The sequence below is a fragment of the Antribacter sp. NEAU-D49 genome (assembly GCF_057158775.1).
This window is the reverse complement of record NZ_JBXTSN010000020.1, coordinates 17569-31199: the sequence shown is the minus strand read 5'-3', so window position 1 is coordinate 31199 and position 13631 is coordinate 17569. Positions and strand designations below refer to the sequence as shown.

At 73.7% G+C, this 13631-nt stretch carries 11 protein-coding genes; 2 read left to right on the top strand and 9 right to left on the bottom strand.

Going from position 1 to position 13631, the window contains the following annotated elements; translation table 11 throughout:
* Nucleotides 1-64: 64 nt before the first annotated feature.
* Nucleotides 65-1123 (bottom strand): acyltransferase family protein, encoded by a 1059-nt coding sequence (locus AC060K_RS15535; protein WP_483766309.1) that lies wholly within the window; start codon nucleotides 1121-1123, stop codon nucleotides 65-67.
* Nucleotides 1124-1127: 4 nt separating this feature from the next.
* Nucleotides 1128-2366 (bottom strand): hypothetical protein, encoded by a 1239-nt coding sequence (locus tag AC060K_RS15530; RefSeq protein ID WP_483766308.1) that lies wholly within the window; start codon nucleotides 2364-2366, stop codon nucleotides 1128-1130.
* A gap of 188 nt (nucleotides 2367-2554) precedes the next feature.
* Between AC060K_RS15530 and asnB the strand changes: the two genes are divergently transcribed.
* Both asnB and AC060K_RS15520 read left to right on the top strand, forming a co-directional pair.
* A complete protein-coding gene (gene asnB, locus AC060K_RS15525; protein ID WP_483766307.1) occupies nucleotides 2555-4456 on the top strand; it encodes an asparagine synthase (glutamine-hydrolyzing) in 1902 nt (633 codons plus the stop codon).
* A 5-nt stretch (nucleotides 4457-4461) separates the two neighbouring features.
* Nucleotides 4462-5703, top strand: coding sequence for a rhamnosyltransferase WsaF family glycosyltransferase (locus tag AC060K_RS15520; protein ID WP_483766306.1), 1242 nt, complete (start codon nucleotides 4462-4464; stop codon nucleotides 5701-5703).
* Here AC060K_RS15520 and AC060K_RS15515 read toward each other — a convergent pair whose 3' ends face one another.
* The 7 genes from AC060K_RS15515 to AC060K_RS15485 all read right to left on the bottom strand — a co-directional run bounded on the left by AC060K_RS15515 (nucleotide 5704) and on the right by AC060K_RS15485 (nucleotide 13630).
* Nucleotides 5704-6315 carry an RloB family protein gene (locus AC060K_RS15515; protein WP_483766305.1) on the bottom strand — a complete coding sequence of 204 codons (612 nt, stop codon included), beginning with the start codon at nucleotides 6313-6315 and terminating at the stop codon, nucleotides 5704-5706.
* Nucleotides 6316-6322: 7 nt separating this feature from the next.
* Nucleotides 6323-7591 (bottom strand): AAA family ATPase, encoded by a 1269-nt coding sequence (locus AC060K_RS15510; protein WP_483766304.1) that lies wholly within the window; start codon nucleotides 7589-7591, stop codon nucleotides 6323-6325.
* A gap of 172 nt (nucleotides 7592-7763) precedes the next feature.
* Nucleotides 7764-9239, bottom strand: coding sequence for an oligosaccharide flippase family protein (locus AC060K_RS15505; RefSeq protein ID WP_483766303.1), 1476 nt, complete (start codon nucleotides 9237-9239; stop codon nucleotides 7764-7766).
* Nucleotides 9236-10624: a glycosyltransferase gene (locus AC060K_RS15500; protein WP_483766302.1), complete on the bottom strand. Its 1389-nt coding sequence runs from the start codon at nucleotides 10622-10624 to the stop codon at nucleotides 9236-9238. The genes AC060K_RS15505 and AC060K_RS15500 overlap by 4 nt, the downstream gene beginning before the upstream one ends.
* On the bottom strand, nucleotides 10621-11805 hold the full coding sequence (locus tag AC060K_RS15495; RefSeq protein WP_483766301.1) for a glycosyltransferase family 4 protein: 1185 nt from the start codon (nucleotides 11803-11805) through the stop codon (nucleotides 10621-10623). Before AC060K_RS15495 ends, AC060K_RS15500 begins: the two co-directional genes overlap by 4 nt.
* Nucleotides 11802-12980: a DegT/DnrJ/EryC1/StrS family aminotransferase gene (locus tag AC060K_RS15490; protein WP_483766300.1), complete on the bottom strand. Its 1179-nt coding sequence runs from the start codon at nucleotides 12978-12980 to the stop codon at nucleotides 11802-11804. The genes AC060K_RS15495 and AC060K_RS15490 overlap by 4 nt, the downstream gene beginning before the upstream one ends.
* Nucleotides 12977-13630 (bottom strand): NeuD/PglB/VioB family sugar acetyltransferase, encoded by a 654-nt coding sequence (locus AC060K_RS15485; protein ID WP_483766299.1) that lies wholly within the window; start codon nucleotides 13628-13630, stop codon nucleotides 12977-12979. The genes AC060K_RS15490 and AC060K_RS15485 overlap by 4 nt, the downstream gene beginning before the upstream one ends.
* Nucleotide 13631 lies beyond the last annotated feature (1 nt).

The following is a 13631-nucleotide window of genomic DNA, read 5'->3' as shown; positions in this document are numbered from 1 at the left end:
CGACGCGATACCTGATGACGTTCTCGAAGCGGACCTCGGTTGCGCGAACCGTCGGCGGGAACGACTACCGCCCGCTCGTCGTGAACCGGCCCTTCAGCCGCAGGAACGGCTCCTCCACGAACCGGTAGGACAGCGCAGGGATCACCACCGTGAGCACGAGCACGACCGGCAGCGCCGGGACCTGCTCCGGCAGCGCGAAGCCGACCAGCGCGGCGATCGGCGGGTTCCAGAGGTAGATGCCGTACGACCGCTTCCCCACCCAGGTGAAGGGGGCGGTCGACAGGAGGCGGGCGGCCGCGCCGTCGGGCCGCTGGACCACGAGGGCGACGAGCGTGGCTGCGGCGAGCGCCGCGAGGGTGGAGCCGCCGTAGCGGTAGAGGGGCGCGGTGAGGTCCGCGGGCGTGACGGCGAAGGCGACGAGCGCCGCGGCGGCGATCGCGCCGTGCCAGGCCCGCACGGGGATGGTCCAGCGGGCGAGCACCACCGCCAGGAGGCAGCCGATCAGGAGCTGCTCCGCGCGGGTGTCGGCGGCGTAGTAGATGCGCTCCAGGTCCCAGCCGGCGAGGGCCGCACCGAGCCGGTAGGCGACGGCGGCGGCCGTGATGCCGGCGATGATCGCGAGCCGGTGCCGCCGGACGCGGGCCAGGAGCACCACGACGGCGGGCCACACCACGTAGAAGTACTCCTCCACGGAGAGCGACCAGGCGTGCAGCATCGACCCGAGCGGATAGCCCGCGGCCGCCAGCGGCGACGACGTGTACGTCACGGCGGCCAGGGCGGCGATCACGCTCTCGCGGCGGTCGGCGCCGTCGAGCAGGAGCAGGTACGCGGTGATGAGCAGCCCGGCGAGCAGGAGCAGCGCGGGGAACAGCCGCAGCGCCCGCCGCACGTAGAAGTTCCGGAACGACACCCCGCCGCGCAGGTCGGTCTCCCGCAGCAGGATGCCGGTGATGAGGTACCCGCTGAGCACGAAGAAGACGTCGACGCCGAGGTACCCGCCGGGTACCCAGGTGACGACGTCGTGGAAGAGGACGACGGCCGCGATCGCGACGGCGCGCAGGCCGTCCAGCGCGGGCCGGTGTGCACCGGAGGGCTGTCCGCCGGAGGGCTGCATGGGGGTCATCCTGTCAGGGTCGCGGCTGGCCGATGGCGGCACCGCGGGCGTCGGCCGCCCCCGGTCCGAAGCGGTAGTTGTCCTGCCAGCGGGACCACCCCGGGCCCGTCGCCACGTAGGTGTCGCCCCAGCCGGTGCCGGTGAGCCGGTTGTTGACGGCCACCATGCCGCTGTACGGGTAGGTCATCTCGTGCAGCACGAGCTGCCATCCCTCGCCCTCGAGCAGGTTGCCCTCGATGTGCACGTTGTCGATCCGGCCGGCGTACGTCTGGATGAAGAAGGCACCGGTCGCGTTGCCGGAGTCGCAGTCGAACCTGTTGTTGCGCACCACGAGGGACCGGTCCGGCCGGGACGCGGCGGAGAAGTCACGGATGGTGAACGCGTCGGAGTGGTTGCCGCTCCCGGCGGCGTCGCCCCAGGCCACGTGCCCGGTGACGTAGTTCCGCTCCACCCGCATGTCGTGCTTCTCGCCCGCATTCATGACGGCGATCCCGCTGCCGAACCCGTGCACGTAGTTGCCGACCAGGTCAGCCACCCCCATGAACGCGACGACCATCGCGGCGGACTGCGTGTCGAGCAGGGAACCGTCGATGTCGCTGTCGCGGATGACCACCCGCTCCGGCGCGATCCCCCCGGTGATGTTGCTCTTCGTGGTGATCACCGGGTTGCCCGCCGACACCTCGCGGGGCTTGACGCAGCTGCGCTCGATCGTGATCCCGCCCGCCGACAGGTCGATGGCCTCGGTGATGAGCATCCCGGAGATGACCGTCCCGCGAGGCACCTGCCACCCGCCCGTGTACACGGGCAGGGCGTCGCACGACAGGCCGTGCGGCCGCAGGCCCACCGTGCTCGCGTCCACCGTCCACCCCGGCCCGGAGGTGCTCGGCGGCACCTGCGGTCCCGCGGCGGCGGGCTGCGGGACGACGGCGGCGGGGGCCCCGGCGTCGGCCCCTACGCCTCCCCCGGCCCCCTCAGCCTCCTGCCCGGTGGGCTCGGGCGTCGGCGACGGGCTCGGCGACGCGGACGACGATGCCGACGGGGAGCCGGACGGCGACGCGGACCCGCCGTCGGACGGCGAGGCCCCGAACGGCAACGGGCCGTCGAAGCCCGGGCGGCCGGGCGTCTGCGCGCCGCTGGCGAGCAGGGGCACGAGCAGGACCGCGCTGAGCAGCGCGACCAGGGTGGTGACGACCCGTCGGCCGGCGCCGGGACCTAGGCGGGTCAGGCGGCTGTGACGAGGTTCTGCGTTCATGGACCGGTCCTTCGGCGGGAGGCGTCCTCGCCCGGAGCCTCGCACGGGCACCCCGGCGCGACAACCGTTCGTCGTGGTTTCACCCTGCTTGTCCGGCGCCTGGCGGGATGCGCGAGTTTTCGCCCGCCGCCTGGGTCGATTTCGCCCGCGAGACCCCGTCCGCGGTGTCCTCGCTCGCCTAGATTGACGTGCGTGACCCACCCCTCCACCGTCCCCGGGCGCGACTGATGTGCGGCATCGCCGGCGTGCGCGACCTGACCGGCGGCGTCGTCCCGGAGACCGCGCTCACCGCCATGGCGGGCCTGCTGTCCCACCGCGGCCCCGACGAGTCGTCCCACTGGTCGGAGCCCGGGACGGGGTTCGCCCACACGCGGCTGTCGATCATCGACCTCTCCGCCTCGCACCAGCCCATGCACTCGGACGACGGCGAGTGGGTGCTCGTCTTCAACGGCGAGATCTTCAACTACCGCGACCTGCGAGCCACCCTCGCCTACCCGTTCCGGACGGACGGCGACACCGAGGTGCTCCTCGCGGGTCTCGCCCTGCGCGGGATCGGGTTCGTCGAGGAGCTGCGCGGGCAGTTCGCGTTCGCGGCGCTCCACCGCCCGTCGGGAACCCTGCACCTGGTGCGCGACCGGCTCGGCGTGCTGCCGCTCTACTACCGGCACGACGGCGACCGGCTCGTCTTCGCGTCCGAGGTCAAGGCCGTCAACGCGGTCGCCGAGGGCACGCCCGCGGTGGACCCGCTGAGCCTCGATGCCTACCTTGCGGGTCGCTCGGTCCCGGCGCCCCGCACCCTGTTCGCGGGCGTCCACAAGCTGCCCGCCGCCCATCGCGCGGAGCTCGCGGCCGACGGGACGCTCACCGTGCGCCGCTACTGGTCGGCCCCTCCGGTGGACGCGGGCAGGCGGTGGTCGGACGCCGAGGTGGTGGACGCCGTGGACGAGGCCGTGCGCGACGCCGTCGCGGCCGCCCTGGTGGCCGACGTCCCCGTGGGCTCGTACCTGAGCGGCGGCGTGGACTCGAGCCTCATCGTGGCCGTGATGAAGCAGCTGCGCGGCGATGCCCCGGTGGAGACGTTCGCGGCGGGGTTCGGCGACCCGCGGCACGACGAGCTCGGCTGGGCACGGCGCGTCAGCGAGCACGTCGGCACCCGCCACCACGAGGTGGACGTGCGCGCCGCCGACTTCGAGGAGCTGTGGCCGCGGCTCACCTGGCACCGGGACGCGCCGGTGTCCGAGCCGGCCGACATGGCGGTGTTCCGCCTCGCCGAGACGGCCCGCAGGCACGTGTCCGTGGTGCTGTCCGGCGAGGGCGGCGACGAGCTGTTCGCCGGCTACCCCAAGTACCGCGTCGCGCCCTGGCTGGACGCGTCCCGCGCCGTGCCGGCGCCGCTGCGCGGTTCCGTGGCCAGGCTCACGGAGTCGCGCCTCCCGGCCCGGCTGGGCCGGGCCCGCATCGCCCTGCGGGCGGTGGCCGCCCCGACCGAGCGCGACCAGCTGCAGAGCTGGTTCGCGCCGTTCACCGCCGACGAGCGGCAGGTGCTCCTGGGCACCGCGCCCGCTCCGGACCGCCTCCGCGAGGTCCCCGCCGGGGCCGACGCCGTGGACCGGATGCTCCGCTACGACCTGGAGAGCTGGCTCCCCGACAACCTCCTCGAACGGGGCGACCGCATGAGCATGGCCTCGTCGCTCGAGCTGCGGCCGCCCCTGCTCGACCACCGGCTCGTGGAGCTCGCGTTCCGCCTGCCGTCGTCGGTGAAGGTGCGCGGCGGGGTCACCAAGTGGGCGCTCAAGGAGGTCGCGCGCCGCTACCTGCCCGCCGAGGTCGTCGACCGCAAGAAGGTGGGCTTCCGTGTCCCGCTCGACGCGTGGTTCCGCTCCGGGCTGCGCGACTCCCTCTGGGGACGGCTCACCGACCCCGTCTCGTTCGTGGGCGCCACCCTCGACCGCACCCTGGTGCGCGACCTGCTCGAGCGCCATGACAGCGGCCGCTTCAACGAGGAGAGCCGCATCTGGACGCTCCTGTCGCTGGAGATCTGGCACGAGACCTGCATCCGGGACGCCCGGGTCGCGGGCGTCCGGAGCTGACGCCCGTGCCTCGCCTCGCCCGCTTCCGCAAGCCGCCGCGCCTGCTGGCCCAGCTCGCCGTCCAGCGGGTCGCGAACGCGCTGGACGTCGGTGCGCTCGACGTCCCCATCCTCTTCGAGGACCTCGCCGACTCCCACGCGCTGGCGCTGCGCCGGGCCGACGACGCCGCGGCCGGCCCCGGCCAGTCACGTCGCGCACGGCGCTCGGCCGACGGCGGACCGCCCCGCGTCGCGTGGCTGGCCATCCCGCCCGCGGCGGGCTCCGGCGGCCATACCACGCTGTTCCGCATGATGCGCGCCGCCCAGGAGGCGGGGCTGCGCAACACGCTCCTCTTCTACAACCGGTTCCACAGCCCGGTCGAGGAGTACACGGAGATCGTGCGGACGGGCTGGCCCTGGCTGGACTGCGAGATCGCCGAGGTGGGCCCGGTCGTGGAGGGCTTCGACGCGTGCGTCGCCTCCTCCTGGCCGACGGCGCACGTGCTCGCCGGCCGGGCGGCCCCCGGCACCCGGCTGCTCTACTTCGTCCAGGACTACGAGCCGTACTTCTTCCCGCGGGGCGACATCTACGAGTTCGCGGCCGACACCTACCGGTTCGGGTTCCGGAACATCGCGCTCGGCCCCATGGTGCGTGAGGCGCTCGCCCGGGAGGTGGGCGTGCCGAGCGACCTGGTGCCGTTCGGCGGCGACACGTCGGACTACGGTCTGGTGGAGCCCGTGGTCCCGCGCCGTGGTGTGGTCTTCTACGCCAAGCCGGGCAACGACCGGCGCGGCTTCCGGCTCGCGGTCCTCGCGCTGCAGCAGTTTCACGAGAAACACCCTGACCAGCCCATCCACGCCTACGGCGACCACGTGAGCGGGCTGGGCTTCCCCGTCGTGGACCACGGGCGGCTGACGCCGGAGAACCTCGCCGCGCTGTACCGGTCCGCTGCCGCGGGGCTGAGCCTGTCGTTCACGAACATCTCGCTCGTCCCCGAGGAGATGCTCGCGTGCGGCACCACCCCCGTGCTCAACGACACCGGGTTCGCCCGGGCCGTCCTGGACAACCCGCACGTGGCCTGGGCCCGGCCGACGCCGTCGGCCCTCGCGGCGGCCCTGTCCGACGCGGTGTCGCGGCACACGCCCGAGGTCGCACGGGCCGCCGCGCGCAGCGTGCGGGCGCGGTCCTGGGCCGAGACGGAGCAGGCGGTGGTGCAGATCCTGGCGGACGAGCTCGGCGTCGAGCTGGCAGCCGGCCGCGCCGGCTGATCAGACGATGGCCGGTCGCTCCACGGCTTCGACGAACTCGTGGACGTTGGTCGACGGGTTGTCGTTCGGGAACGTCGTGCCATCACCGCTGTGCCGGTCCGTGAGCTGACGCGCGCGCCGCGCGGCCTCGCCTCGGAGCGGCACGAGCGCGGCAGCGTCGATCTGCTTACCTGCGACGGCGACGAGGCCGTTGGCTCGCTTGCACGCGGCGCTGGTCTCGATGTATCCGGACACGTCCTGGTAGTGCAGCAGGACCCACACCTCGAAGCACGGGTTCGAGATCGCGAGGTGGACCTTGTCGTACTGAGCAGCGAGCGCCACAGCATCTCTGAGCTTGGGATGCTCCTGCGGAGCCTCGACGTCGAACAGGCACCAGATCTCGTCGAGCTCCTCATCGGCCGCGCTCTCGATCGCCAGTTCGACCAGCGGGAAGGGCACGGTGTGGTCGTCGGCGATCTCAATCTGGATGCTGGCGTTCGCTCGCACGTTCTCAAGCCGCTTCAGCTCTTTGACGTAGGCAGGTTCTGTGACTTTTCCTTCGGTGAAGACCAGGATGGTCCTCCTGGGCGGACGAGTCCCAACCTTACGTCCTAGCGACTGCTTTCGGCCCATCGTCCGGTCAGCCGATCAGGCCGAGCGCGCGAAGCTGGACGGGGTCGATGTCAGGAAGTGCACCGTAGCGCCCGTGCAGGTAGGCCGACTCGATGTTGACCGATTTGCGCACCCGCTCGCCGGCAAACTCTGCGAGAGCGCCGAGTTCCGTGGAACCATCTGGACGCTTCTGCGTGAGCCAGACCTCGTCGCGATTCAGGTGGTTGAGCAGGCTGGTGTCGTGCGATGTGAAGATCAGCTGAGCGCCCCGCGGGTTGGTCGCCTTGTCATGGAAGATGCGTAGCAACTGAGCCGAAAGCACCGGATGGAGGCTGGCGTCGAGCTCGTCGAAGACTATCGGCGATCCCAGACGGAGGGCCCTGATGACCGGGGCTATCAGGGCGAACCACGTACGCGTCCCCTCCGACTCCTGGAGGAGGTCGAGCGCTGCACCACCTCCGGGAGTCTCGTGGACGAGACGAGGTCTAACACTGACCTGGGACTGTTGATTCGCCCCAGGTGACCGCATTTCGTCTCGCTCGATGATCACTTCACTTACGCCCAGATCGGCGAGTCTCAAGAGCGCGAGTGCTTGGTTCCGATCGCTGAGCAGCTCCTCTTCGAACAACGTCGGCTGAACTCCCGCCTGCGACGCCTCGAAGAGCCGGATTGTCGACAGGCTCGATCTGTCAGAGAAGCGAACGCGTCGCCGGTTCGGGAGTTTTCCGAAGGCGGCGATCCCGGCGAAGACCGCCGCAAACGATGCCGCCTCCGGAAGGTCGAACCGTCGCGCAAGCGAGAGCAGGAGCGTCGTCGGCGTGACTAGTTCCAGAACGGCCGAAGCAGACCCGAGCGACCGGTTCAGCGAAATCTCCCCGCCATCGCGCGTGAAGATCTTCCGTGCCTTTTTCTGAGGGTAGTGGTACAACTCCTCGCGGCGGATGGTGGTGCTATCAACCTCGAGCAGGTATTCGAACCGAACTCCGTTGAGGACATAGTCGACAGTGAACTCCGTTGGCGCCGCGGGGTCCGCCGCGAACGCGAACGGTTCCACCGGAATCTCGTCCTCCCAGAGCCGGAGCGAGTCCCGCACTGCGTCGACGAGCCACACGAGGGCCGAGAGAACGTTCGACTTGCCCGAGGCGTTGGGGCCGTAGATGGCGGTACGGGTCAGCACGCTCTCGCCGATGTTCGGGACCTCGCGCGCGGCCTCTCGCTCCGCGTCAACAGCAACCATGGAAAGCTCGACGGGCGCGGCGATGGAGCGGTAGTTGGCGACCTCGAAGCGGACGAGCATGGTCCCAACCTATCCCGATCCCGCAGCCAGCGCTGTAATCTCGTCACTTCCGTACGAAATTCAGCCTTAGCCTGCGCGGATTCTGCAATCCGATCGCGGCGACGAGGTCACTCCTGGTGACGATGTCTACGCAGAGTGACGACGCCGGCACACCTCAGGCTGCCCCGAGGCGTTAGCCCCGGCTCGCGCCCGTGCGCAGGAACCATCGCACGCGCGGCACCGCCCACCAGCCCACCAGCACGCCGTAGACCGCGGCCGCGACCCCGAACGATGCCCCGAGCGCCGCCACGTCGTGCGCGACGAGCCCGCCCACCACGTGTCCGCTCCATCCGGCAGCCACGGCCCCGAGCGCCGGGCACCACAGCGCCGACACGAGCGACAGCCCGGACGCCCCGGCCCGCGCCACCGCGACCCCGTACATCGGCAGCACCACGCAGAGACTCACCACCAGGTGCGCGTAGGCCGCGCCCATGAGCCCCAGCCCGGACACGCCCGCAACGAGCGCCGCGACGAGCCCCACGAACCACACCACCTGCACCACGAGCACGCTCGCCGACCGGCCGTGCGCGTACAGGTAGGCGGCGAAGAGGTCGAACACCACGCGCAGACCGCCCAAGGCGAGGAGCGGCACCAGCACGGGAGCGGCGGCGTCCCAGGCGTGCCCGTACACGACCGCGACGAGCGGGTCGGCCCCCGCGCCGATCATGCACGCCCCTAGCGCGGCCACGGCCCACACGGGCCCCACCACGGAGGCGGGCGCCCGCTTGTCGGCCAGCACCTCGGGCCGGGAGAACAGCGGCAGCGCCACGCCCCGCACGGCCTGCCCCAGGAAGCTCATCGGCCACGACGACACGTTCGACGCCAGCACGTAGTAGCCCAGCGCCGTCGGCCCGGCGAGCCGGCCCAGGATCAGCTTGTCCACGCCGAGCACGGCCCACGACAGGATGTTCGCCCCGGCCACCGGCACGCCGAACCGGACCACGGACCGCACGAGCGTCACGTCCAGCCCGAACGACGGCCGCACCCCCGCCCGCACGAACTGCAGCACCGTCGACACGAGCTGCGCCGCCACCCTCCCCACAGCGAGCGACAGCACCCCCCAGCCGAGCAGCACCAGCCCGATGGTCACGACGGTGCTCACCAGGAAGTCGGCGACGCCGATCACGAACAGGCTCCGCTGGTCGAACTCGCGTTGGAGCCGCGCGTACGGCACCACGCCCACGCCCGCCAGCAGGATCGTCACGGCCAGGACCGCAATGGCCGGGGCCGCGTCCGGGGCCCCGAGCGCCCCGGCGAGCGGCACCGCCGTCGCCGCGGTCGCGACGGCGAGGACCAGGCTCACGACGGCGGACACCGTCGCCACCGTCGGCGCCCGGCGCTCCGGCTCGGTGCTGCGGATCAGGTCGGTGCTGAGCCCCAGGTCGGCGACCGCGACGAGCACCGTCTGGACGGTCAGCGCCACGGCGTACACACCGAACTCCTCGGGCGACAGCAGCCGGGCGATGACCACACCGACCGCGAGCCCGCCCACCTTGAGCAGCACCGTCGACATCGCGCTCCACGCCAGGCCGCCGCGCACCCGCCGCGCGAGCGACGGCCCCGGCGGGGCCTCGACCGGGTCGCCGACCGGGTTCTCGACGGCCGTCATCGGGCCGCCCCCGCGGCGCGGAGCGCCACGTCGCGCAGAAGCGCGGCGTGCCGGGCGACCATCTCGTCGGCCGACAACGCGGCCAGGATCCGCGCGTCCGGCTCCACCCGGTCCCGCCCCGGCAGCGCGGCGAGCGCCACGGCCAGCTCGGCCTCGTTGTGCTGCGTCCGACGACGGCGCGACGCCCGCACCGCCCCGTCCGTCAGGAGCGCCGCACCGGTGGGCGGCGGCACGACCGTCACCCGGCCGGGAGCGAGGGCGGCGAGCTCGACGGCGCCGCCGACGTCGGACAGCACGACCGGCAGACCGGCCACCACCGCCTCCGTCGCCGCGACGGACCAGCCCTCGAAGAACGAGCCGAGCACGAAGGCGTCGGCGGCGGCGAGGAGCGTCGCGGGGTCGGAGGGTCCGAGCAGGTGGACGCGCCCGGCGGCGCCCGAGGCGACCCGTTCGGCGTCGGCCCAGCGGTGCTCGAGGACGTCCGCGACGCCGCCCGCGACCACGAGCCGCAGCCGGGGCTCGGCCCGCAGGGCGCGGGCGAACGCCCGCACCAGCCCTGGCACGTTCTTCTGGGCGTCGTAGCGGGCGAGGCTGACAACGAGGACGTCGTCGGGCTCGACGGGGACCACCCCGGCGAGTGCGGCACGCGCCTCGGCCCGGCCGGACCCGGCGACACGGTGCGCCACGCCGTTGGGGATCACGACCACGTCGTCCCGGGACCCGCCCGTGTGCTGAGCGTGATGGCGGGCGACGGCGTCACTGACGGCCACCACGGCATCGGCCCGGGCGCACGCCGCCGACACGGCCACCCACTCGGGCGCCCGGCGGTGGATCTCGAGGTTGTGCGCCACCCAGACGGACGGCCCGCCCCAGGTGGCGACGCCGTGGGCCGCCGAGGCGTCGTGCACCTGGACCACGTCGGGCGCCAGGCCGGTGAGCACGCCCGCGAGGTCCGTCGGCGTGGACCGCAGCACCGTCACGCCCGCCGCCCGGAGCCGGTCGGCTGTGCGGCCCTCGCTCGTGCCGACCACCACCGGGCGGAGCCCCTGTGCCGGGAGCCCCAGCGTGAGGGTCTCGACCACGGCCTCCACCCCGCCGACGTCGAGCCCGCCCGCAACCAGCACACACGTCATCGCCGGCCCCGCCCCGCCCCCCACCGCTGTGGGTACGCGTATGGCCGCCGACTCAGCCTGCAGGGCGACCATCTGCGTACCCACAGCAAGGGCGGGGAGGTCCGCCCGGCCCAGCAGCGCGCCCGCCACCGTTCGCGCGTGCCCGTACCGCAGGCGGGGCGGGAGCAGGTCGGACGCGGCCGACGCCGTCCGCAGCGCGCCCGCTCGCAGCGCCCCGACCCGCAGCGCCCCCGCCCGCATCACGCCGCTCATGCCGGGCCCCGGCCCGTGGCCTTGCGGGCGACGCGGCCGGCCTCCTGCGCGAGGTCCGCGGCCCACTCGCGCGCGGTGTACAGCCGCGGGGCCTCCTCGTAGAGGGCGGCCAGCCGTTCCGCCATGGCGGGCAGCCCGAACCGGCCCAGGGCGAACTCCCGCCCGAACGCGCCCAGCTCGGCCCGGCGCGCCGGGTCGCCGAGGAGGGGGCGCAGGGCGCCGACCAGCGTGCCGACCGGGTCGGGCACGGGGTCGGGGCTCCAGTAGCTGTTGCGGGCCAGCGCCTCCGCGGTCGCCGGCTCGAACAGGCACGACCAGCCCGCCTCGCCCTGCACCACGAGCGGCGTGCCGAACGCGAGAGCCCGCGCCGCGGACCCGCCCATGCCGAGCACCACGTCGGAGGCGTCGTACGCGGGGCGAGGGTCCGCCGTCGGGCCGAGCAGGCGGACCGCGTCGCGGCCCAGGGCCGCGTTGACCTTCTCCGCGCGCTCGCGCAGGCGTGCCTCGGCGTCGCCCGTGCCGATCACGGCGAGGGTGACGCCGTCCAGGTGCCGCACCGCGTCGATCGCTATCTGCACGGGCAGGGCCTTCATGTCGGTGTCGAGGCGGCTGACGATGCCGAGCAGCACGTCGTCCTCGCCGAGCCCGAGGTCGCGCCGGAACGCGGCGCCGTCGGCACCGCCGGGGCGGTCGGCGACGGTGTCGACCGGCGGGCTGATCAGCACGGTGTGCCCGGGCCGGTCCACCGCCTCGTCGAGGAGGTACCCCGTGCCGACCACGAGCGGCACGTGCCGGAACACGACGGGCGCCACCTGCATCTCGTACACGGTGTGCACCCACGGCCGTCGGCCGCCGCGTGCCGGGCCCCAGAAGACCGGCCGGTCGCCACCCCAGGAGCCGTAGACGTGGACCAGGTCGGCGCGCACCCGGTCAGCCACCTCGGCGAGCTGCCGCGCGTGCGCACGCATCCCGGGCGCCGGGTCGTAGGGCTCGACGGTGACCCCGCGGGCGGCGGCGACGTCGAGCAGCGACGGACCGTCCGGACGCGAGTCCCGCGGCCCCACCAGGTGCGACTCGACGCCGTGCGCGCGCAGGGCCGCGGCCAGGTCGACCGCGTTGATCTGCGTGCCGCCGAGCTCGAGGCTGTTGAGGCGCACCAGCACACGCCGGGAACGACTCACCGGCCGGCCACCCCCGAGGCGGCGGCGTCCACCACGCGGCCGGTGCCCGCGCCGGCGACACCAGCACCCGGCCCCGCGACCGCCCCCGCCAGCACCTCCACCACCCGCTCCTGCTGGGCTGCCGTCAGGTGCGGGAACATCGGCAGCGACAGGAGCCGCGACGCCGCGGCCTCCGCCACGGGGAACGCGCCCGCCCCCAGGCCGAGGGACGCGTAGGCGTCGGTGAGGTGCAGCGGCGTGGGGTAGTGGATCGCCGCGCCCACGCCGGCCGCGGCCAGCTCGGCGAGCACCCGGTCCCGCTCCTCGACCCGCACCACGTACAGGTGCCACACGTCGGTGCTGCCCGGCCGCGTGGCGGGCACCCGCACGCCGGGCACGTCGGCCAGGAGGGCGGCATACCGCTCGGCCGCCGCACGCCGGGCCGTGTTCCAGCCCTCCAGCCGGCGCAGCTTGGCCCGGAGCACCACGGCCTGCACGGCGTCGAGCCGCGAGTTGAACCCGACCCGGTCGTGGACGTACTTGACGGTGCTCCCGTGGGCGGAGACGTTCCGCACGAACGCGGCCACGTCGGCGTCGTCGGTCGTCACGGCGCCCGCGTCGCCGGCCGCGCCCAGGTTCTTGCCCGGGTAGAAGCTCGTGGCCGCCACGCGGCCCATCGCGCCGGAGCGCCCGCGGGCCGACGACGCCCCCTGGGACTGCGCCGCGTCCTCCACGATCACGAGGCCGTGCCGCGCGGCGACCGGCTCGAGCGCCTCGACAGGAGCCACCTGCCCGTACAGGTGGACGGGCACGACCGCCCGCGTGCGAGGCGTCACGGCGGCCTCGACGGCGGCGGGGTCGATGAGGAGGTGCTCGTCGTCCACGTCGACCAGCACGGGGACGGCGCCGATCCGCGACACGGCCTCGGCCGTGGCGATGAACGTGTTCACCGGCAGGATCACCTCGTCGCCCGGGCCCACGCCCACGGCCCGGAGCGCGAGCTCCACCGCGTCGGTGCCGTTGGCGACGCCCACGCAGTGACCCACGCCGGTGTACGCGGCGTACTCCTCCTCGAAGGCGGCCACCTCGCGGCCGCCCACGAACGCGGCGGAGGCGAGGATCTCCTGCCACGCGGGCAGCACCTCGCCGGCAATCTCGGCCGACTGCGCGGCCAGGTCGAGGAACGGAACCTTCACGGGTGCTCTCCCAGCTGTCGTGCGGGCACTCCGGCCCACGTCTGTCCGTCGGGGACGTCCGTCAGCACGACGGCCCCCATGCCCACGGTGGCCCCCGCGCCGACGGTCACGCCGGGCCGCACCGAGGCATTCATCCCCAGGTAGGCGGCCCGCCGGACGCGCACGCCGCCGCCCAGGGACACGCCGGCGGCGAAGGTCACGAAGTCCTCCACGGCGCAGTCGTGCGTCACCGTCACGCCCGGCATCGCGACCACGTGCGCGCCCAGCACCGCGTCCGCCGTGAGGGTCACCCCGGCGAGAAGGATGGAGCCCGCACCCACCGGGCAGCCCCCCGGGTTGCGCACCGACGGGTCCACCACGGTGGCGAACCGGTCGTCGCCGACCCCGGCACCCGCCAGCCGCTCGCGCACCGCCGCCCGTCCCCGGCCGGGACCGATGCACAGCAGCAGGCTCGCGCCGGCGTGCGCGGGTGCGTGGTCGATCCCACCGAGCACAGCGACCCCGCCCACCTGCGACGGGAGGTCCGCGTGCCGGTCGTCCAGGATCCCGGCGACCGGGCGCCCGGCCTCGCGCAGCACGGCCAGCACCTCGCGGGCCAGCCCGCTCGCGCCGACGAGCAGGACCGGCGCGTCGTCCGCTCCCCCGGTCATG

Bases quoted from the DNA above. Each gene is read 5' to 3' on its own strand.
- AC060K_RS15505 (WP_483766303.1), bottom strand. From the start codon at position 9,239: ATGACGGCCGTCGAGAACCCGGTCGGCGACCCGGTCGAGGCCCCGCCG.
- AC060K_RS15485 (WP_483766299.1), bottom strand. From the start codon at position 13,630: ATGACCGGGGGAGCGGACGACGCGCCGGTCCTGCTCGTCGGCGCGAGC.
- AC060K_RS15510 (WP_483766304.1), bottom strand. From the start codon at position 7,591: ATGCTCGTCCGCTTCGAGGTCGCCAACTACCGCTCCATCGCCGCGCCC.
- AC060K_RS15535 (WP_483766309.1), bottom strand. From the start codon at position 1,123: ATGACCCCCATGCAGCCCTCCGGCGGACAGCCCTCCGGTGCACACCGG.
- AC060K_RS15515 (WP_483766305.1), bottom strand. From the start codon at position 6,315: ATGGGCCGAAAGCAGTCGCTAGGACGTAAGGTTGGGACTCGTCCGCCC.
- AC060K_RS15500 (WP_483766302.1), bottom strand. From the start codon at position 10,624: ATGAGCGGCGTGATGCGGGCGGGGGCGCTGCGGGTCGGGGCGCTGCGA.
- AC060K_RS15530 (WP_483766308.1), bottom strand. From the start codon at position 2,366: ATGAACGCAGAACCTCGTCACAGCCGCCTGACCCGCCTAGGTCCCGGC.